General features: G+C 59.6%; 16 protein-coding genes. 2 read left to right on the top strand and 14 right to left on the bottom strand.

Annotation, left to right across the window (positions count from 1 at the left end; all coding sequences use genetic code 11):
- Positions 1 to 205: 205 nt before the first annotated feature.
- From T8A63_RS21540 to T8A63_RS21500, 9 genes are all read right to left on the bottom strand, one after another.
- Positions 206 to 2665: a strawberry notch-like NTP hydrolase domain-containing protein gene (locus T8A63_RS21540; RefSeq protein WP_322346759.1), complete on the bottom strand. Its 2460-nt coding sequence runs from the start codon at positions 2663 to 2665 to the stop codon at positions 206 to 208.
- Between the two features lie 106 nt (positions 2666 to 2771).
- Positions 2772 to 3047: a type II toxin-antitoxin system mRNA interferase toxin, RelE/StbE family gene (locus tag T8A63_RS21535; protein WP_071974127.1), complete on the bottom strand. Its 276-nt coding sequence runs from the start codon at positions 3045 to 3047 to the stop codon at positions 2772 to 2774.
- On the bottom strand, positions 3034 to 3333 hold the full coding sequence (locus T8A63_RS21530; RefSeq protein WP_044353023.1) for a type II toxin-antitoxin system RelB/DinJ family antitoxin: 300 nt from the start codon (positions 3331 to 3333) through the stop codon (positions 3034 to 3036). The genes T8A63_RS21535 and T8A63_RS21530 overlap by 14 nt, the downstream gene beginning before the upstream one ends.
- Positions 3334 to 3437: 104 nt before the next feature.
- A complete protein-coding gene (locus tag T8A63_RS21525) occupies positions 3438 to 4094 on the bottom strand; it encodes a DUF6927 domain-containing protein (RefSeq protein WP_322346748.1) in 657 nt (218 codons plus the stop codon).
- Positions 4094 to 4687: a regulator gene (locus T8A63_RS21520; protein ID WP_322346746.1), complete on the bottom strand. Its 594-nt coding sequence runs from the start codon at positions 4685 to 4687 to the stop codon at positions 4094 to 4096. Before T8A63_RS21520 ends, T8A63_RS21525 begins: the two co-directional genes overlap by 1 nt.
- Positions 4688 to 4761: 74 nt before the next feature.
- A complete protein-coding gene (locus tag T8A63_RS21515; RefSeq protein WP_322346744.1) occupies positions 4762 to 6744 on the bottom strand; it encodes a ParB/RepB/Spo0J family partition protein in 1983 nt (660 codons plus the stop codon).
- Positions 6745 to 6897: 153 nt separating this feature from the next.
- Entirely contained in the window at positions 6898 to 7287 is a 390-nt protein-coding gene (locus tag T8A63_RS21510) for a DUF3768 domain-containing protein (protein WP_322346742.1), read from the bottom strand.
- Between the two features lie 521 nt (positions 7288 to 7808).
- On the bottom strand, positions 7809 to 9164 hold the full coding sequence (locus tag T8A63_RS21505; protein WP_006473457.1) for an IS1380-like element IS1247 family transposase: 1356 nt from the start codon (positions 9162 to 9164) through the stop codon (positions 7809 to 7811).
- A 447-nt stretch (positions 9165 to 9611) separates the two neighbouring features.
- A complete protein-coding gene (locus tag T8A63_RS21500) occupies positions 9612 to 10643 on the bottom strand; it encodes an IS110 family transposase (RefSeq protein WP_095587668.1) in 1032 nt (343 codons plus the stop codon).
- 202 nt (positions 10644 to 10845) lie between these two features.
- Between T8A63_RS21500 and alaE the strand changes: the two genes are divergently transcribed.
- Complete coding sequence (gene alaE, locus T8A63_RS21495; protein WP_322346740.1) at positions 10846 to 11310, top strand: L-alanine exporter AlaE; 465 nt, start codon at positions 10846 to 10848, stop codon at positions 11308 to 11310.
- A 37-nt stretch (positions 11311 to 11347) separates the two neighbouring features.
- Here the strand turns inward: alaE and T8A63_RS21490 are convergent, their stop codons facing one another.
- Both T8A63_RS21490 and T8A63_RS21485 read right to left on the bottom strand, forming a co-directional pair.
- The gene (locus T8A63_RS21490; protein ID WP_322346739.1) at positions 11348 to 12319 is read right to left on the bottom strand and encodes an ArdC family protein; all 972 of its coding nucleotides are present in this window, start codon (positions 12317 to 12319) and stop codon (positions 11348 to 11350) included.
- Between the two features lie 40 nt (positions 12320 to 12359).
- A complete protein-coding gene (locus T8A63_RS21485) occupies positions 12360 to 12830 on the bottom strand; it encodes a hypothetical protein (RefSeq protein ID WP_322346737.1) in 471 nt (156 codons plus the stop codon).
- A gap of 293 nt (positions 12831 to 13123) precedes the next feature.
- Between T8A63_RS21485 and T8A63_RS21480 the strand changes: the two genes are divergently transcribed.
- Entirely contained in the window at positions 13124 to 14326 is a 1203-nt protein-coding gene (locus T8A63_RS21480; protein WP_120352462.1) for a Fic family protein, read from the top strand.
- Positions 14327 to 14538: 212 nt separating this feature from the next.
- On the opposite strand, the gene repC is transcribed toward T8A63_RS21480, so the two are convergent.
- From repC to repA, 3 genes are all read right to left on the bottom strand, one after another.
- Entirely contained in the window at positions 14539 to 15594 is a 1056-nt protein-coding gene (gene repC, locus T8A63_RS21475; protein ID WP_322346735.1) for a plasmid replication protein RepC, read from the bottom strand.
- Positions 15595 to 15832: 238 nt separating this feature from the next.
- Positions 15833 to 16801, bottom strand: a complete 969-nt coding sequence (gene repB, locus T8A63_RS21470) for a plasmid partitioning protein RepB (RefSeq protein WP_254694015.1) — start codon at positions 16799 to 16801, stop codon at positions 15833 to 15835.
- Positions 16801 to 18000: a plasmid partitioning protein RepA gene (gene repA, locus T8A63_RS21465; protein WP_120352459.1), complete on the bottom strand. Its 1200-nt coding sequence runs from the start codon at positions 17998 to 18000 to the stop codon at positions 16801 to 16803. The genes repB and repA overlap by 1 nt, the downstream gene beginning before the upstream one ends.

The following is an 18000-nucleotide window of genomic DNA, read 5'->3' as shown; positions in this document are numbered from 1 at the left end:
TGCTAGCGACGGTGCCAAGGGGAGTGTAAGAAGACGACGACCTGAATGGGCAAAACGATCGAATAGATCTGGATTGGGAAAACCAGTTAGGGCCTACGAGCTCAGAGCTCGCTCAACAGATTTGGACCTGATCCGCTGATCACCATCCCGGCCCGCGGCTTTTGGAAGTGCCGCATCTCGAGGCCTTACAGAAGACCGCACTCGATCACTCGCCAATAGGGTCAAAAAATTCTTGCACTACGGGCGGCAACCACAGAAGGCTCTCGCCTGTCGAGACCACCTGGATGACGCAAGCATAGCCCGCCACCAGATCCTGCTCGATGGCACGGATGATGGTTAGGGCTTTCATGCCCAACAGGAGATGGTTGAAAAACCGCTGCTTCGTGCTCTCGAAGCGGGACTTGGCCGAAGCGCGTGCGGCCGAGGCATTGGTCTCGCCCGAGGCGTCGTTGACCCCAGTCGCGGTCAGCGCCGCCTCGAGATTGTGGTGGATCGTCCGAAACGCACCCGCATAGGCGTCGTAGATCTCGATCTGGGCCGGGGTGAGCGCGTGTTCGAGCACGTCATACTCCACCCCATCAAAACTGAGGGCACGCGCCGTGTAGAGCCCGAGCGTCTTGAGATCGCGCGCGACCACCTCCATGGCAGCGACACCGCCGGCTTCCATCGCAGAAACGAAGCTCTCGCGGCTTGGGAAGGGGTATTCGGGGCCCTGCCCCCAGAGCCCCAGCCGCGCGGCATAGGCGAGGTTGTGGACGCTCGTCGCACCCGTGGCCGAGATGTAGAAGACGCGGGCGCGGGGTGCTGCCAGTTGCAGCCGGAGGCCAGCAAGGCCCTGCTGGGAGGGTTTGACCCCCCTGCCCTGCTCAGACCCTGCCGCGTTCTGCATGGCATGGGCCTCATCAAAAGCGAGGACGCCTTCAAAGTCTTCGCCCATCCAGTCGAGGATCTGGCTCAGTCGCGTGGTGCCGCATTTGCCCGCGGACCGCAGCGTGGCGTAGGTGACAAAAAGGATACCGTCGCCCTTCGGGATGGGCTGGTCCGGTTTCCATTTGGAGAGCGGCTGGATGTCGGCGGGCGAGCCGCCGAGATCGGTCCAGTCGCGGATGGCGTCCTCGATGAGCGTGGCGGATTTGGAGACCCAGATCGCCTTCCTGCGCCCGGAAAGCCAGTTCACGAGAACGAGCCCCGCGCATTCGCGGCCCTTGCCGCAACCGGTGCCGTCGCCGAGGAAATAGCCAAGGCGATAGGCCCGTGCATCCGGGTCATCATCGGCGCGCGTCAGCTTGGTCTGGTCGTCATCGATGGTGAACCTACGGGGCAGGTCGCGCCCATGGGCATCATGCGCCATGATGATGGTTTCCAGCTGCGCCTCGGAGAGATGTCCCTCCTCGATCAACCGGGCGGGCAGGCGCAAGTCATCACTGCCCGTGTTTGAGGGCATGGGCGGGGCAACCGAGGCCATGGCGATGCTCTCGACGAGCGGCGTAGGATGTTCTTGCGCACCCGCGATCTCGACCCGCTGCGGACGGTAGCGCGCATAGATGTCCGAGATGGGCGTGTTGTCGCGCGGGATATCAAGGCTCGTGAAAGTTAGCGGGCGGACGGCATTGGCCCGAGGCTTGGAGGCGGCGACAGGCGCAGCGGCGGTCTTGCGCGGAGCAGAGGATAGAACGGTCGGCCGCCTGTGAGGGATCGTCGCTGCCTGTTGTACAGGGCGCATCTCGGTCCGGGTTGAGGCCACAGCATCAACATATGCCAAGGCTTCATCCAGATCCCGCACAGGGACGCGGATCATTTCGCCGTCCTCCTGCACCTTGTCGAAGACCATCAGCTGGGTTTCGACAGAGGTGCCGAGCTTGCGGTAGACCTGCCCCGGCATCGTCAGCGCCAAGCGTGGCGTCAGGAGACCGCAGGCGCGGGACCAATGCGCGGCATCGCGTTCGGGCGTGAATCCCGGCGGCATGATCGCCACCAGCCGCCCGCCGGGCGCGAGACGCTTTGCAGCCCCGATGAGATGTTTTGCAGCGATGTGCTTGTCGCGGGAACGATCGACCGAGGAGGCGAAGGGCGGGTTCATCACCACGACGTCGGGTAGAACCGGCGTCTGCAGCAGATCGTCGATATGCTCACCGTCATGGCCCGTCACATCGCCGCCAAAGACCGCGCGCAAAAGGCTCTGGCGAAAGGGCTCGATCTCGTTGAGCACAAGGGTGGCACCGGCCCGGACGGCGAAAGCGGCCAAGGCGCCGGTGCCCGCCGAGGGCTCCAGAACGGTCTCGCCCTTGCGGACCGCAGCCGCCCGCACGGCCAAGGCGGAAAATGGCAGTGGCGTGGAAAACTGCTGCAGCCGGATCTGCTGCTCTGACCGGCGGGTTTCCGTCAGCAGCCGTGAGGCAAGCAGCTTTGCAGCAGCGATGTCACCTGCCGCGTCGGCCCCACGCAGCAGCACCTGGACGGTCGCGGCCTGCATCAGGTCATAGGCCATGCGCCAGTCCCAGGCACCGCCGGCATCGCTGCCATGAAACGTCTCGCGCATGATACGCGCGAGCGCTGAACTGCGCAGGGGTTGGTGGTCGATCTCCGTGCCGATCTGCGCGAGGGCAGAGGCGAGGTTTGCGTCGGATTCAACAGGATTGGGGAGCGTTGAGCGGTGCTTGGACATGGGGGTTTCCTTTGGATCAGGGTCTGAGTTCCAAAGGACAAAAAGCCCGCTCTACACTTTGAAGGCGTAGAGCGGGCAATTTCTTAGCGGAGGGCCTGCACGCCGATCATGGCCACTGCTGCGCAGCATGAAGTACGCGCAAAATGGTCACCATCTCAGGGCTTTCAGCATAAACCACGATGTAGTTTGGCCGAACAACCATCTCCCTAGTCCCGTCCACACGGCCCGCGCGGTACATCTGAGGGCGTTCTGGAAGGAGGGACGTCTTGTGTTCAATCTCGTCTTTGAGAACTTGGGCGGCATCCGGGTTGTCGTCAGAGATGTAGTCAATGATTGCCAACAAGTCGGCGATGGCCGTGGCTTTCCATTCAAGATTTGGCAAGGCGCTTCCCGTCAATCAATGCCTGGGCGTCTTGCATCGCCTTGGCATGGGGCGTTGTGGGCCTTGGATCGTCCAGCGCTTCCTGTACCTTCGCCCGGAACCAGGCATCATAGGCATCCGGATCAGCGGTCAATCCGGCAGGCAATCCGCCTTCTGCGGCCACGCGGGTCAGAAGAATACGCACCGCATCGGAGAGCGTCAGACCGACGCCCGCAAGTGCGTCCGAAGCCTGTGCTTTCAGCTGATCGTCAACACGAACATGAAGCATGGATGTTTGGGCAGGCATGGATGGTCCTCCAGTTGATGGGAGTGATGTATCTCATTTGAGATACGGTTTCAAGTCGGCATTATGTGCGCGCGTGGTTCCGTGGTGTTGTCTCAGCGAGAAACTCAACCACCCTGCCCCGCCAGGAACTCCGCCAGCACCGGGCTAGCCGCACCTTTCGCGGAGCTGAGCAGCTCCGAGCCCGCAAGCGAGGCCTTCGACAGGCGTACGAGCCCACCAGTTTCCTCGATGCGGTAGCAGCGGCGTTTCTGCCGACCCCGCCTGTAGTGTGTCGCGGTGACGATCTGGCAGGTGCTGCCATCGGTGAGCGTCACGGGTGCTGCGAGCCTGATCTTGTCGCCTTCCTCGTAGTCAGGGATCGAAGCCCAGTCCCGGCAGCGCTGGCGCCAGTCCTGGGCGTAGCTGTCCGGGTCTTTCAGGTCGGAGAGGAGCTCGATCAGCCCAAGGGGAGCACGAGACTCGTTCGGGCCAGCGCTTTCCTCCATGTCCTTGTAGCCCCAGCAGCCGTCATCGTATCGGGTGAGGAAGACAGCTCCGAAAGTGATGGAGCCATCCGCATCGGTGACATAGGTCGCGTCTTCGACAGGGGTGCCGTCGCGATTGGTGACCCTAGCCGCTGCATACCAGGTGGAGCCGACCTTACCGGCCTTGACCAGTTCGGTTTTGCGCGTGTCGCCCTCGAAGGTGCACAGCCGGGCAATCTCCGCTTTCTCGTCCGCGTAGGTCTGGACGCGGCAATCGGTGTAGAAGAGCCATCCCATTATGCCGCCCTCCGGTCATCGATTTCCATCAATGCATCGAGCGGCACGCGGTAGGGCTGCATGACGTCGAAATCCTCGCAATTGCCGCAGTTCTGCACGATCGCGAAGGTGTCGCAGGCATCCTTGAGGATGACCCGGAAGGTGCCGCCGAGGCCTGACGGCACCTCGTAGGTCCCGCCGATGAGATAATCCGAGGCCCGGCGCACGAAGACGCGGATGCTGTGGCCATCGGTGGCGAGCCGGATGGTCCCCCGCCCCCGGTCGATGAGCACCTGCACGTCATCCAGGATGTCGGTGTAGAACTGGCCTGTCAGATCGCGAAACGCCATGCGGCGCTGCGCCATCCAGTCGGTATCCCGAAACGGGTTCATGCCGTCGGCGAAGGCAAAGGAGGGATCGGCCTGTTCGGTGGTGACGATACGGGTGGTCGTACCATCGATGCCGTTCGAGCGCAGATGCACGCCATTGCCGACGATGAGGATCAGGGCCGGCCTGTCCACGGGCCCGTTCCAGTTGGGCAGGAAGGTTTTGCAGGCGCGCGCATGGGCGATCTGCGCCGCAACAGCGGAGGCAGAGAACTTGAGAATAGCCATGGGGATGTCTTTCGGTTGGGTATGAGAAGATCGACCCGCGCAGGCGTCATGGCTCGCGCGGGTCGCGTGAGGACTCAGGCCGCTTGCGCGATCTCGCTGTCAGGCTCGGGAGATTGCGAGGCATGCTCCGCCTCATCACAGGCGACGCCGGCGGTCTGCATCATGGGCGGGCACCAGGCGGCCACAGCAGCGCGCTGCGCGTCCGTGAGCGTCGCGAAAGGCTCGGCGAAGAGCTTGTCGCAGAAGGCGACGATCTCTTTCTTGCTCGACGAGGCCAGCGTCACCGCCTCCTGGGCCAGACCCAGATCTTCGCCGAGGATCTTCAGAAGCCAGGCCTTCTTGAAGCGGTTGAAGAGCGCCGCATTTGGCGTCCAGTGGGCGCGGATGTCGGGCATGATCTCGATCTCGAAGTCATGCATCAGGCTGTCGCGCTGGCGGTCCCGTGCGAAGCAGGACTGCGTCGTGCTGGCGGTCGCATAGGCCACGAGCTTGGCCTTCTCGCCGGCCTCCAGCGCGCGAAACGCCGCGAACTGATCGGCGGGCGAACGGTTGTCATCGAGCCAGGAGAGGTCCAGCGCATCATGCGCCGCCGCCACCTGCTCAAGCGAGGTCTCGTCGATCTCGTCCATTTTGGCATGGCTGCGGTATTCCTTGCGGGCATCGATCTTGATCGCCTGCGTGACGCTCATGCCGCTGGCCAGAACATCACTGACCAGCTTGAAGAGCGTCAGATCGAGCGTGGCCTCGGGATGCAGCGCCATCGCGGCGCCGAGGGCCATGGCCCGCTCCGTCTTGAGGTCCTCTGCCAACGAGGCCGGGTAGCTGATTTCACCAGCGTCGGGGGCCTCCTCTCCGGTGGTGTTGGTCGACGAACCGCGCGCGCCCTCCCCTTTCACGGTGTCCTCGGGGCGCACGAGGCCGATATGGAGCGTAATCTTTCCACCCTGCCACGACGCGATCACCCCGGACCGCGCGAGGTCCTCGGCGCTATAGGCCTCCTGCAGATCGCGCGCTTCGTCTTCCAGAGCATCCACGCGCTCGTAAAGGGCATTGTAGGCATCGTCTTCGAGCCCCTCATCCTCCATCTCGAGCTGCAGTTTCTCAAGCTCGGCGGTGATCTCATCGATGCGCTTCTGGCTCGCCTCATCCGGCTCGATCGGGCTGGGATAGACTCGGCCATAGTCGGCCATGGTCGCGTAATCGTAGCGGACCACCGAATCGGCCCAAGCAAAGCCCAGCTTTATGCGGGCCTCCTCGGCGGCGGCCGCGAGCTTCTCGAGCAGGATGGTTTCGACCAGCGCAGCGTCTTCCAGCACCGAATGCTCTTCCAGGAGATCGGCCGCGATCGCTCCGCCGCGGGCCTCGTATTCCTCGCGCACGAAGGTACCGATGTCGTCGCTGACCTGCACCCCGCGCGATTTGAGCGCCTGACGGACGGTGTAGGCCTGCAAGTAGCTGTCTTCCTTGGTGAGCGCCTCGAAGACCTCGCGCTGCACTTCCTGGCTCGGATGCTCAGCAAAGGCCTTCATCGTGTCGAGTGTGATTGTCTTCGCGCGAGCCGCCGCGCGAATGTCGGGATGAATGAGACCGTAGCGCAGGCGGCCTTTCACGGCAGCGACTGTGGTGCCGAAGGTCCTGGCGATGGTCTCGGGGGTCTGGCCATCGACCTCCATCATCCGCGCGAAGGCCTCGAACTCGTCAATCGCGTTCATCGGGGCTTGCGTGATGTTCTCGGCGAGCGACAAGGCCGTGGTGACGTCGCAGTCGTCCCGGACGAGACGGCAGTCCACCTTGGTTTTCGCCGTGAACCCCTTGACGGCCTTGTCCGCGACCAGCTCTTTCAGCGCGGCATAGCGCCGGCCACCGGCAAGCACGGCATATTTGCCGTCGAGCTTCTGGACAAGGAGCGGCTGGAGCAGGCCCAGTACGGCGATGCTGGCCTTCAGATGGGCGATGTTCTCGGGGTCGTAGGTTTCCGGGGAGTTGCTACGCACATTGGCTGGATGGGCAGTCAGATCGCCGATGGCGACGGAGACGGGTTTGAAGCTTGCGGTCATGGGATGTCCTTTTCGATGGGTATGGTGAGATCCGCGCGTTCACGCACGTGACCAATCCCCGGCTTCGGGGATCAAAAGGACAAAAGGCCCACTCTCCCCTTGAGGGGTCGGTGGGCCTTCATTGCCTGAGATGTCGGGGGGGTGTCCCCTGCCCTACCAGTCGCGCGCCAGCATGATGGTCAGCACGCGCATGGTGGTGGCAGGATTGTCCGGGGTCTCAGCCCCGTAGCGGAAATCCGAATCTGCCTCATAGAGATCGATCTTCCAGAACACGGTCTCGCCTCGGATCTCGACCGCGCCAAAATCGTGCCAGCCCTCGGGATCATTCTCTGGCTCGAACGTGGCAAACTCACCAGTCGCCTTCACCGCCTCGGCCATGAAGCCATCGCCGGCCTCCATAAGCGAGCGGGTGACATGCATCCGGCCCTGGATGGGCTGCGCGGGCGGCACACCAAGGCACGCGAGCTTGCGAAACGCGTCGTTTTGCGCCGCGATCACACTCGGATCCGGGCGGTATGTATGGGTTTGTGCGGTCATGGACATGGGGATCTCCTTTGAGAGGTTTGAAACACCCTTCTCAAAGCCCGCTTCCGTAATGGGGCGGGCCTCTGTCAACGCGAATTACCCATGCAGGATGAAGCCCCAAAGAACCTATGGCGGGTGGGGGAGGTGAAGCTGGTGGTGGCCAACCATTGTAGCCATATTTGTGGCTATATATGAATTTTCTCATATGTGTATACAGCCTCACCTCCTTCACCTTCTTTACCCACTCCTTTATTTTCAAATAGTTAGATAGAGAAAATAGGGTGAGGCAGAGGTGAGGGAGGTGAGGTAGCTCTACAACCTGCATTCCCCAGGTGGCGTGTCGTTTGAGGTGAAGATCGCCTGTATCCGATCGCTAGACAAGGATTTTCTGCCGCAAGCGGCACCTGCGGTCGCGCAGACTGCTGGATCTGGACGGATCAGACCGCGAAGCCGCTGTTTCCTTGCCCAGGGGCGGCGTTTTTCAGCGCAGCGGACAGATCTGTCCAGCCGCTTTCGTTCAGTTTGAGCGTGGATCGCGATCATGCGCATAGCGGTGGCGCTCGCAATCGGCGGATAGCGGCGAGGATGGCGCGTACCATCGTGCCGGTGACAGCGACCTCGGCCAGCTGGAAGGTGATGGTGCGGGCGTGACGGACCACACGTGCCCCGATCTTGATCAGCTTCAGTTGCAGGCTGGTCAACGACCAGTCGGCCATGGCTTCGGGCAGCTCGATGCAGCGCAAGAAGGTGGCCAGGTTGTACGCCAGGGCGTGCAGTTGCAGCCGCACCTCATTGTCGCGGAACTTCCGGCACGACAGCCGCGTCCAGCGAAAGGCGTATTTGCCCTCTTTGATGTGCTGCTCGGCGGTGCCGCGCTGGTTGTAGAACCGCACCACCCAGTCCGGCTCCATCGGCAGGTTGGTGACGATGAAGCCGACACGCGGGAACAGTTCGCCCGGATGCCATTCGATCTTGGCGATCACCCGGCGTTCCTTGTCCCAGGACGCCGCCTGATACTCGAATTCCTCGAAGAACCGCTTGACCTTGGTCAGTGACGGCCGCCCGACAGGGCGCGTTAGCCGATGCGCGATCTTGTCCTTGAGGACCGCGTTTGCGGGCAGCCGGATGGCGTAGAAGAACCGCGCTTCTTCCAATCGCTCATAGATCGCCGGGATCGCGTAGGCAGCATCGGCCCGGAAGAACCTGCCACCAAGGTCGCGCTCCGCGTAGCGCGCAATGACGGGGTCGAGAACATCACGCCAGCCATCGGCGCTGTGGACGTTGCCATGGCGCAGGGCGCAGCGTTCCAGCATCCCGAACTGGTTGAACAGAAAGTTGGGGTGATAGCAGCTACAGTCGAAATGGCCATTCCAGGCGGACCCTTCCTGGTCGCCATGGGTCGGGCTGACCGAGCTGTCCATGTCCAGAACGATGTACTTCAGCCCGTTACGGTCATGGAACCGGTCGATCCATTGCCCGTTCAGGTCGGCCAGCGCGGCACGGTTCCCGGCCAGAGCCAGCGTCTCGGTCTCGAACCGTCCCATCTGCGATGCCGAGGCCGCTTGTGCATCGACCGCTCTGCCGCCGACAACTTGGCGCATGACCGGATCGCAGGCGAGACGGTTGGCGTCGTTGACATCCTCGTATCCGGCCAGCCGCCCAAAGACTGATTGCCGGAACAGGCCGTCGAGCCGATGGACCGTGTTCTTGCCAGAGCGAGTATCGCGCAGCGCCGCTGACGCCAAATCGGACAACCCGAGCGCGTCATCAAGCTCGCGCATCACCAGAAGGCCGCCGTCGGAACTGAGCTGCGTGCCGCGAAATTCCAGCCGCACGCGAGGGTCGAAATCCACCCGATCTGCCCGTTGCAAGCCCGCACCCTCTGGGTGATCCATGAAACGCGCCCCTCGCAGCCTTCAACACCATGTTTTATATAGGAAATATAATGGTCAGGACAGCGAAATCAGCGCCTTACTTGGGAAATGTGGGGTCAAGGGTTTCGGGCAAGTCAAAAATCCCGGCGAAGATCTCAACTTTCACCGAGTTTTAAGGCACAGATTCAGAAGCTTTCTTTTTCTTTTTCACTGCACCCGCACGTCAGGACTGAAGGACACCCCTTGCACGGGCTTCGCTCTTCCGTCCGTAGTCAGCCGCATGGCTGCCACTCTATGCCTGGTCCAAATCTGGTCCTGGGTGCCCATCTTTTACGCGTATTCAGCGTTAGCCGATAACTAGCGGGCTTTCGGCATCTCCAGGAACCTCGTCCCGGCAAGGGACCTCGTCGTACCTGTCGTCAGGTGCAGTGCGTTCCTCCGTCAGATCAAGTTCTGGAATTATTTTACTCAGACCGTTGCCGGGGAGCTCTGCACATGGCGGAATGGTGTGCCGTCTCGCCACATGCGGTGCAATACAACGCCAATACGCCGCGCAAGTGCAATCAAGGCCCGTTTCGATCCACGCCGATGGGCCACTCTGAGCGCCCAGGCCTGGAGCCAGTTTGGTGACCCACGGTGCATCAAGATCATCGCCGCTTGATACAAGGCCGTTCGAAGGGCCCGGTCACCGGCTCGAGTAATTTGCCCGACAATGTCCATCTCTCCGGATTGCGTACGTCTCGGCGTCAGCCCCACCCACGGACCAACATCCTTCGATCGCGCGAACCGGGTCGGATCGTCGATCGCGGATTTGACCGTCAGGGCGACGATCCGACCGACGCCTGGCATCGTCATCATCAGACGGCAAACGTCGTCTTGTTTTGCCAGATCCGCGATTGTCGCATCCAATTCAGCCAACTCGGCGCGCAACTGCGCACGCGCGCGCAAAAGGGCCTCTGTCGACGCCGACAGGATTTCATTCTGCTCAACCAGTTCCCTCACCCGGGCCTCGTACCTGATCCGGGTGACGTGTCCCAGCTTCAGACCGAAGTTCCGCAAAACACCCCGCATGGAAAGCTCAAGGTTGATGATGGCCTGCTGAACTGACTTGCGCGCTGTCAGCAACGCGCGGATTTCCTGGGAGGACACCGATTTGCGGTGCACGGGCCTGTACCATCCCATTTGAAGCAAGCGCGCAATGCCCTGAGCATCGCGCCGATCGGTTTTGATCGGCATGGCTTTCAAAGCGGCTTTCACCAACCGCGTTTCCATCAAGACCACGTCAAGTCCGGCCTCTTCGATGCCCTTACTCAGCCATTGGGACAGTGGTCCGGCTTCAAGACCGATCGCATCGACCGCGTACGGCAATGACGTCATCGCACGCACCAGCGCCTCAGGCTCGCTGGCGGCCTCCAACTCCTCAACAACCTTCCCTTGCGGCCCCAGCACACAAATCGCCGTGCTTGTCAGAGATACATCTAGTCCGATAAATACATTCATGTCGTTGCCCTTCTATTCTCAGGAATTGAGGCGCATGGAAACATACGACCTCGTAGACGCGCTGCAGGCGCATCAAGGGCAACGGCACTCCACATCATGCTGTCAAGCAAGCGAAACGTGCTCGATTCGCCGACAGCCCCATTACGGCATCTTTCACTTTTCCGCGTGGTGAACCAAACCTCCCCAACCCAAACAGATCCAAGTGTCCGTTCAGCGGGACTTTGCTGCCGTTCGACAATCTGATCCAGAACCGCTAATCAACGGCATGCGCAAAACCATCGTTGATACACTTGCGACAGTGATCTTTTTCACGTTTGTCGCATCGCTTACCGAATTGTTCGTCGCAGGTATGGAGCCCGGCGAAGTTCTGAAGACGCGACTGACAATGATACCGCTCATGCTGTTCACAGGGCGACCGTACGGACTCTGGCGAGACTGGTTTTTTAGCACAACCAAGCCCACGGTTTCTTGGAGCAAAACTCTGATCGACGGGCTCGCCTTCTTGTCGTTCCAATTGCCCGTTTATGCCGTAGTGCTGTTTTTCGTTGGAGCTGACCGAAGCGAAATTGTTTTGCTTCTTGTATCAACCGCTGTGCTGATGTTCGCAGTCAGCCGACCGTTCGGACTGTTCCTCGATGCAGTTCGCAAAGTTTCTGGTGTGACCTAGCCTGAATTTCGGTCACGCATTCGATGTGATATTGGACTCAAAGCGGCCATATTCCGCTTCGCAGCAATAGATCTGTCAGGCGGCCTCGGCGCTGCGCCCTGCCCGTCTCCGATCTGGCGATCAGGTAGTCGCAAGCGCGCTGCGCGTCCGCGGCGTGCCGGAAGATCGCGCCCTTGTCCGACCGAAGAACGCGCAACCAGTTGTGGAGGTAGGCGGCATTCATCTCGAGCGTATGCGCGGTGAAGCCGAGCGTCTGACCCAGGAACACCGAGGTCAGTTCTGCGACGATCTCCTCGCGCGCGTAGGAGGTGATGCCAAACTTCGAGAACCCGAAATCACGGTTCAGTCGATGGGGGGCCTTCGTGGCATGGGCCAGCTCATGGGCCCAGACCCCGTAGAAATTGCGCGGGTCCTGGAACCGCGTGATGGATGGCATGTAGACCTTGTCCACGGGCGGCAAATAGTACGCCTCCGTCCCCGTGAAGACGGTCGTGATGTCGATGGCATCGAAAAACGCCTGCATGTGCGGGATGGGCTCGGACGGGGGATGTTCAGGCACCGGGTCCGGCTCGGGATGGAAGCTATCCGGCAAACCCTCGATCTGGCAGGCGTTGAATACGCGATAGGATTTCTGGAAGCGGAAGATGCGGGCTTCCTCGGAGCGATCATCGCTATCGCTGCGGTCGTCCTCGCCGCCCGCGTCTTTCCGGCTTTGGCCGTAATAGACGACGACAGAGGATTTCTCGCCCTTGCGGACCTTTGCGTCCAACGCATTGGCCTGCGGCAACGTCATCCAGAAGGGCGAGCTGTGGCCCGCCATCACGGTCCGCATCGTCAGCAGGAAGTTGTTCACCCCCTGGTAGGGTTCTCCGCCCACGCGCAGGGGACGAGAGCTGCCCCCTGCGGTCCATGGCTTGCGCCACGGCAGGACGCCGCGCTCGATGATGCGGATGATTTCGTTTGTGATGACCTCGGAGGCATCGAATTTGGGCGTGCGGGATCGGGCCATGGCTGGCCTCCTTTCGAGTATTGGTGAGAGGGAATGGTGATCAGATTGACTGACGGGGCCTCGGATCGTTGGCGATCCTGGCACCAAGCACTTCGACCATGTCGACGTAGGTGGTCAGCGGGACGGACTTGCCAGGACCCCAGGGTTCAGGGTCGACCGATCCGTCCCGCGTCACCCGCGGCAGGTTCGCAAAGGCAATCACATCGGTGACGGGTCGGATATCGATGAAGGGCGTCCCTCGAGGGACCGCAAGAACGGCCAACGGAAAGCGCTCGATCGGCGCGAGGGTCGAGACGGTGGTCCAACCAAGATGGATGAACGTGCCGCCCTCTCCGCAAATCACATGGGCATTCGGCAGCGTCGCCGCCTGCCTGAGATAGCCGAGATCACGCAGGACCGTCTCGCGCTCGAGCCGTTGTGCCTGCCCCGTCTGGCCGGTTCGGCGTAGTTCCTTGTGTCGCCACCACGAGGCAGCGGTCGCGCGCAACACGCGCAAGACACCTATTTGCATGGGAATGCCCTTCGTCAGGAACGACAGACCGGAATCCGGCCCGGACCCATCTGAGGGCCCCCAAAGGCCCTCATTCGTCAGTCACAAAACCCGAAGGACACTTTCTCTTTTTCCGGCCCCTTTGGGCACACAACAAAACCGAAAAGCTCGGCCCTTCTGCCGAAGCCATTGATTTCATGCAGCAATTCCAGATCGGCAGGCAAGATCGGCAACGCATATCGGCAAAACCTTGCTTGAAAGTACGAAATGTGTTTATTTTTCAATTACTTTGCAAACATGGAAGATCGGCAAAAATGCTGGAAACACCCGCCAGAATCGAACCCTGCTTCTTCAAGGAGCATATTCCTACAGAATTGGCAGACCTTTCGGTCGACATCCAGAGGGAAGCCACCAGGCTGGGACAAGGGCTGCATCCTGACAGCGCAGCCGAGCTTGCCGATCTCGTCCGCGTGATGAACTGCTACTACTCCAACCTGATCGAAGGACACAACACACGCCCCCGCGACATCGAAAGGGCGCTGGCTGGCGCCGAGCTTGAAGAGGAAACCCGTCCTCTTGCCCTGGAGGCACGCGCTCATGTCATTGTTCAGCGTTCCATTGACGAGATGCATCGCAAGGGCACCCTGCCCCGCCCCACATCCGTCGCATTCCTGACTTGGGTCCATAAGAGCTTCTACGATGAGATGCCTGACGAGTTTCGGGTCATCGAACATCCCGATGGCACACAAGAGCCCATCGTTCCGGGGCGCATGCGCCAGGATGACGATCGGGAAGTTGCGGTCGGACGCCACCTACCCCCCTCATCATCGCGCGTTGCGGCATTCATGGACCATTTCGACAGACGGTTTCAGATTGCGGCGCGGTCTTCGAGCGGAAGGATCATCGCGATCGCCTCTGCACATCACCGGCTGAACTACATCCACCCTTTCCCGGATGGTAACGGCCGTGTCAGCAGGCTGATGTCTCATGCCATGGCCCTGACAGCGGGGATTGGTGGCCAAGGGCTCTGGTCCGTATCGCGTGGGCTGGCCCGCGGGCTGACCGACCGGGGTGAGTACAAACGGATGATGGATCTGGCCGACAGCCCACGCCGCGGAGACCGCGACGGACGGGGAAACCTGTCAGAAGCGGCACTGAAGACGTTCAGTGAATGGTTCCTAAAGGTGACGCTCGACCAGATCACTTTCTCAGCAAGATTGTTCGATCTCGGCGGATTGGACCAACGGTATCGTCGTCTCGTTGCAGATACCATCGATGACAAGCGAGCGCCGGAACTGATTTCGGCGGTTCTTCGGCATGGCGCACTGGAACGTGGTGACGCGCAGATTGTGCTCAAGACGTCCGAACGTACTGCTCGCAACACACTGAGTAAACTGACCGCCGCCGGATACCTGACTTCTGCCTCACCGAAGACGCCAGTTCGGCTGGCGTTTCCGTTGGATTATCGAGAGCGGCTCTTTCCAAACCTTTTTGGTGATGGTGACCTCCCACAATAACTCTAGGGATTTAGGGTGTAATGCCTGACCGCATATTTCTTCCATGGCCGGCGAGATTTCCAACAAGGCTCGCTCGTGTGTCACTTGTCCACCGCGGTGGACATCTGCTGGTCTGAGATAAACTGAAGAACCACCACGCGCCGCTAGGTGCGTTTGGACAGTTGTGGTTGCCATAAGCGCTGTTTCCCGTTCGAAGTCCACCGCGGTGGACATTAGACGGTTTGCTCATTGGTTTTGGACAGTCGCTTGATCAAAGCTAATGGGTCAAATTGGTTTTGTCTTTGACCCAGGGTGATACTGTAAAAATACGCTCCAAAATCCCTGATGCGTTTTCCGAGCTGTAGCATGATGAAGATCGCGCATGACGTTTTCTGAGCTCCTACAGCATTCTTGGCTTTCTCGAAAGTTTCTGGGTGAATGCCCATCATGGGTGCAAGTGTTCGAGCATGGTTTTCAATGTCCAACCAGTTTCTAAGTCTCTCTGTGGAGAACGATGTCGCCTGATCGCAGACTGAGGTAAGCAAGTCTGGTTTCAGGGCCTCATCGCCTATGTTGCTATCTAAATCTTTTTTTTCTTTTTTAGACTTAGATTGATGCCGGACAGTTTGTCCGTCATTGGCGGGCAATTCCATAGTTTCAGGTGGGTCATCCGGGGTAGATAAACTCTGGAATTCTGCATCTGTATTGGCGAGCAGAGCGTGGTATTCGGGGAGGCTCAGCTTCCTGCGTAGAGCTTTCCGTGCGTGGTTGATGAATGTGTTGCTGGGATCATGCTCTTCCAAATGGGCGAGCTTAGTAAGAATCTGTTTGCGAATAAATATCCGATCGCGCCGGTTATTCTCTAGCTCTTGCGCGATGGCGATAAGCTCGCTCGCACGTTGGAGCAGGGGGGTGAGAGACAATCCATAACTGATGCACTCGCCGCCGGATGAGCGTACGCGGTAGCGCTTTCGGTTCGAACTGTCATTGCGCTTGATGAATCCGAGCTCAACGAAGCGGTTGATGTGCCTGCGGAGTGTCCGTTCGTCGATCCCGCCAACGCGCTGGCAAATGGTGTAGTTGGACGCAAATACCGTTTCGCCGTTGCCAGGTTTCAAAAAGCTGAGCATTGCTTGAAGGGTCTGGATGTGGCCAGGGCGAAGCCCGAACACGCTGCGCGCGTCTCTCAGGGCCCGGAAGATGGTCCAGATATCGATTTCAGATGCGGGAATTGAGCCGCATGATGCATCTGCACCAGCAGCCTCGATTGATAGTTTTGTAAATGCCATGATTTGATCACGATGACCGTTTGGCCCACAGCTTCCCTGTCTCCTCCCAAGATTCTATCTGGGAAAAGGCAGTAAAAATCGGTTCACCGAATCGGTGACTCTTGACCGGTTTGCTGGAGGTTGCTACATCATGAGTGCAAATCGAATGATGAGGGCTCTCCAGGGGAAACTTTGGGGGGCTCTTTTCTTTCTGGTCTTCGCTTTTCTCCTTTGCTCGGGTTCCTCTATGTGGCTTGGGTTAGGACCCAGAGCCGCTCTCATTCCGCCACTCATCGAAGAGTTGCAAAAGCGTAGCTTCCGCACGTTCCTCGAGCCACTGGCCGAATTCCGGGTTGTCCTTTTTGGCGATCTTGATGGCGATCGCTTTCTGATCGACTGTCAGCGTTCCGACAGTGTCGCCGCTCTCATTCTTGACGACGGACGTCACGCCGCGACTGGTCGGTTTCTTGTCTGCACGCGCCTTGTGCGAGCAAGCAGAATAGACTGCCTGAAATCTCTCGGGGCTTGGAGTGTCGTCGGGCAGGGCGGCGATCACCTCTTTGGCCGAATTCACCAAGTCTACCTTTCCCGATAGGGCCGCTAAATCACCCCACTGCCGTCTTCCGATGCCATGTGCCGGCCCGATAAGCTGAACAAGCCCATCAGGCAGTTGATCGATAACGACCCGGTGGTTGGACACGCCTTGCCGGGTTAACCCCAAAGCATCCTGAATGACGCCGGGTTTGTACCCAATTTCCTGCATCTCTCTGATAAACAGAGATTTTTCGATGAAAGACGGATCAAGTCGAAGGTTGTTTTCTTGACCCTGTGCGATAAGCGAGGCGTCGTCGTCCAATGTGCGAACGATTGCCTTGACCGTTCCTCCGATTTTGCGGATCGCTGCCAGTCTACGGCGGCCGTAGATGATGCGGTATCTGTCGGGTTGGCCCGATGGGCGGACCATGATCGGCACTTGTTGGCCATGCTTGCGAATGCTCTCGGCAAGCTCGTCGATACTCGTATCTTCCAGCACCAACCGATCGCGAAGGCCATCCATGTCAATCTGACCGGGTTCGATGTCCCGGATCGAATTGGCCGTGATTTCGCGCAAGGAGTCCCGCAAACCGCCAACAGAGCCGGGCAGCTTTGCAGTTTTTTGCAGGGTAGGGGAGGGAGCCGCGCTCTCTTTTTCGTCCTTCGGAGGTTGGTTGAAAATGTTTCTGGCCATCAGCGACGCCCCCATGCCATTTGGATCGTCTGCTCCAGTTCATCGGCAACGCCGTTCACGCTGGTCAGAGCGCGATCAATCGTTTTCCTGATGAACTGGCCGGGATCAACTTCATAGACGGTTTGCTGGGTCATTCCGGCGTCAGAGATTGCGGTAGACTTCAGCATGGGTTCAGTCATGACCTGGCCGGCGAGAATTGATCTCAGGTAGCCAGCCATTTGGGTCTGTGGCCCATCTGACGGCTCATACCTTGTGATCAGGAATTTGACGAAATCCCATGTCACACGGCGTCCAATCGCTTCTTCAACGGCCTTTACCGTTTCTGACGCAAGTTTCAGGAATTGGCTCATGGAAGCGATATCCAGCATTCCTGGCACGACCGTCACCAGGAGCCCTGTAGAGGCCGCCAATGCCGTGAGAGTCAGAAAGCCGAGTTGAGGAGGGCAGTCGATCAGTACGATGTCGTAATTTGCCTCTACCTCCTCAAGTGCCAAGGCGAGGCGCTCCGCAAAAATGGGCTGCATCCGACGGGCGAGCGCGTTTGCTGTCTCGGTTTCGTACTCCGAGAGCATCAAGCCGGCCGGAACCATGTCGAGTTTGTGAAAGTAGGTCTTTTGGATCACGTCAGAGAGCGGAACCTGATCCTCATATCTCAGAGCATCATAGATTGTTCCGCCCTCGGCGAACTCGAGCTCAGGCCGAAAGCCGAAAAATGTGGTCAAACTTGCTTGCGGATCGAGATCCAGGACCAAAACACGGTAGCCGCGCAAGGCATAACGCTGTGCAAGATGAATCGTCGCTGTTGTTTTCGACGAACCACCTTTGAAATTGACGACCGATAGCACCTGAAGTCGGTCGCCATCGCGTCGACCTGGCCGATACGATTCGGCGTTCTTTCCTGTGCGCCCCAAGATGTTGCGCAATTCGTCCACTTCTTGGGCTGTGTAGAACCGGTGCCCGCGGTTATCAGTATGCACTTCCGGGAAGCTACCGTCCTTGTGCCGGTTGCGCAGGTTAGACGTGCTTACGCGCAGGAGACCGGCAACTTCGGTCGAGCTGAAACGCCGCAAGGCTTTACGCTCTTCGGGTTCGAAGGCGATCTTCATCTGCCGATCCAAGGACTCGGCCAGATTGTCGGCAAACGTGCCGATGTCAGAAGAGCCTATGCCTTGCGCATATCCAACGTTTCGATCATCCAT

It is taken from the genome of Sulfitobacter sp. OXR-159 (assembly GCF_034377145.1).
Classification (GTDB): domain Bacteria; phylum Pseudomonadota; class Alphaproteobacteria; order Rhodobacterales; family Rhodobacteraceae; genus Sulfitobacter.
This window is presented reverse-complemented; position numbering and strand designations above follow the sequence as displayed.

Bases quoted from the DNA above. Each gene is read 5' to 3' on its own strand.
- repC (WP_322346735.1), bottom strand. From the start codon at position 15,594: ATGGCATTTACAAAACTATCAATCGAGGCTGCTGGTGCAGATGCATCA.
- T8A63_RS21525 (WP_322346748.1), bottom strand. From the start codon at position 4,094: ATGGGATGGCTCTTCTACACCGATTGCCGCGTCCAGACCTACGCGGAC.
- T8A63_RS21510 (WP_322346742.1), bottom strand. From the start codon at position 7,287: ATGTCCATGACCGCACAAACCCATACATACCGCCCGGATCCGAGTGTG.
- repB (WP_254694015.1), bottom strand. From the start codon at position 16,801: ATGGCCAGAAACATTTTCAACCAACCTCCGAAGGACGAAAAAGAGAGC.
- T8A63_RS21530 (WP_044353023.1), bottom strand. From the start codon at position 3,333: ATGCCTGCCCAAACATCCATGCTTCATGTTCGTGTTGACGATCAGCTG.
- T8A63_RS21485 (WP_322346737.1), bottom strand. From the start codon at position 12,830: ATGCAAATAGGTGTCTTGCGCGTGTTGCGCGCGACCGCTGCCTCGTGG.
- repA (WP_120352459.1), bottom strand. From the start codon at position 18,000: ATGGATGATCGAAACGTTGGATATGCGCAAGGCATAGGCTCTTCTGAC.
- T8A63_RS21520 (WP_322346746.1), bottom strand. From the start codon at position 4,687: ATGGCTATTCTCAAGTTCTCTGCCTCCGCTGTTGCGGCGCAGATCGCC.
- T8A63_RS21540 (WP_322346759.1), bottom strand. From the start codon at position 2,665: ATGTCCAAGCACCGCTCAACGCTCCCCAATCCTGTTGAATCCGACGCA.
- T8A63_RS21500 (WP_095587668.1), bottom strand. From the start codon at position 10,643: ATGAATGTATTTATCGGACTAGATGTATCTCTGACAAGCACGGCGATT.
- T8A63_RS21480 (WP_120352462.1), top strand. From the start codon at position 13,124: ATGCTGGAAACACCCGCCAGAATCGAACCCTGCTTCTTCAAGGAGCAT.
- T8A63_RS21515 (WP_322346744.1), bottom strand. From the start codon at position 6,744: ATGACCGCAAGCTTCAAACCCGTCTCCGTCGCCATCGGCGATCTGACT.
- T8A63_RS21505 (WP_006473457.1), bottom strand. From the start codon at position 9,164: ATGGATCACCCAGAGGGTGCGGGCTTGCAACGGGCAGATCGGGTGGAT.
- T8A63_RS21490 (WP_322346739.1), bottom strand. From the start codon at position 12,319: ATGGCCCGATCCCGCACGCCCAAATTCGATGCCTCCGAGGTCATCACA.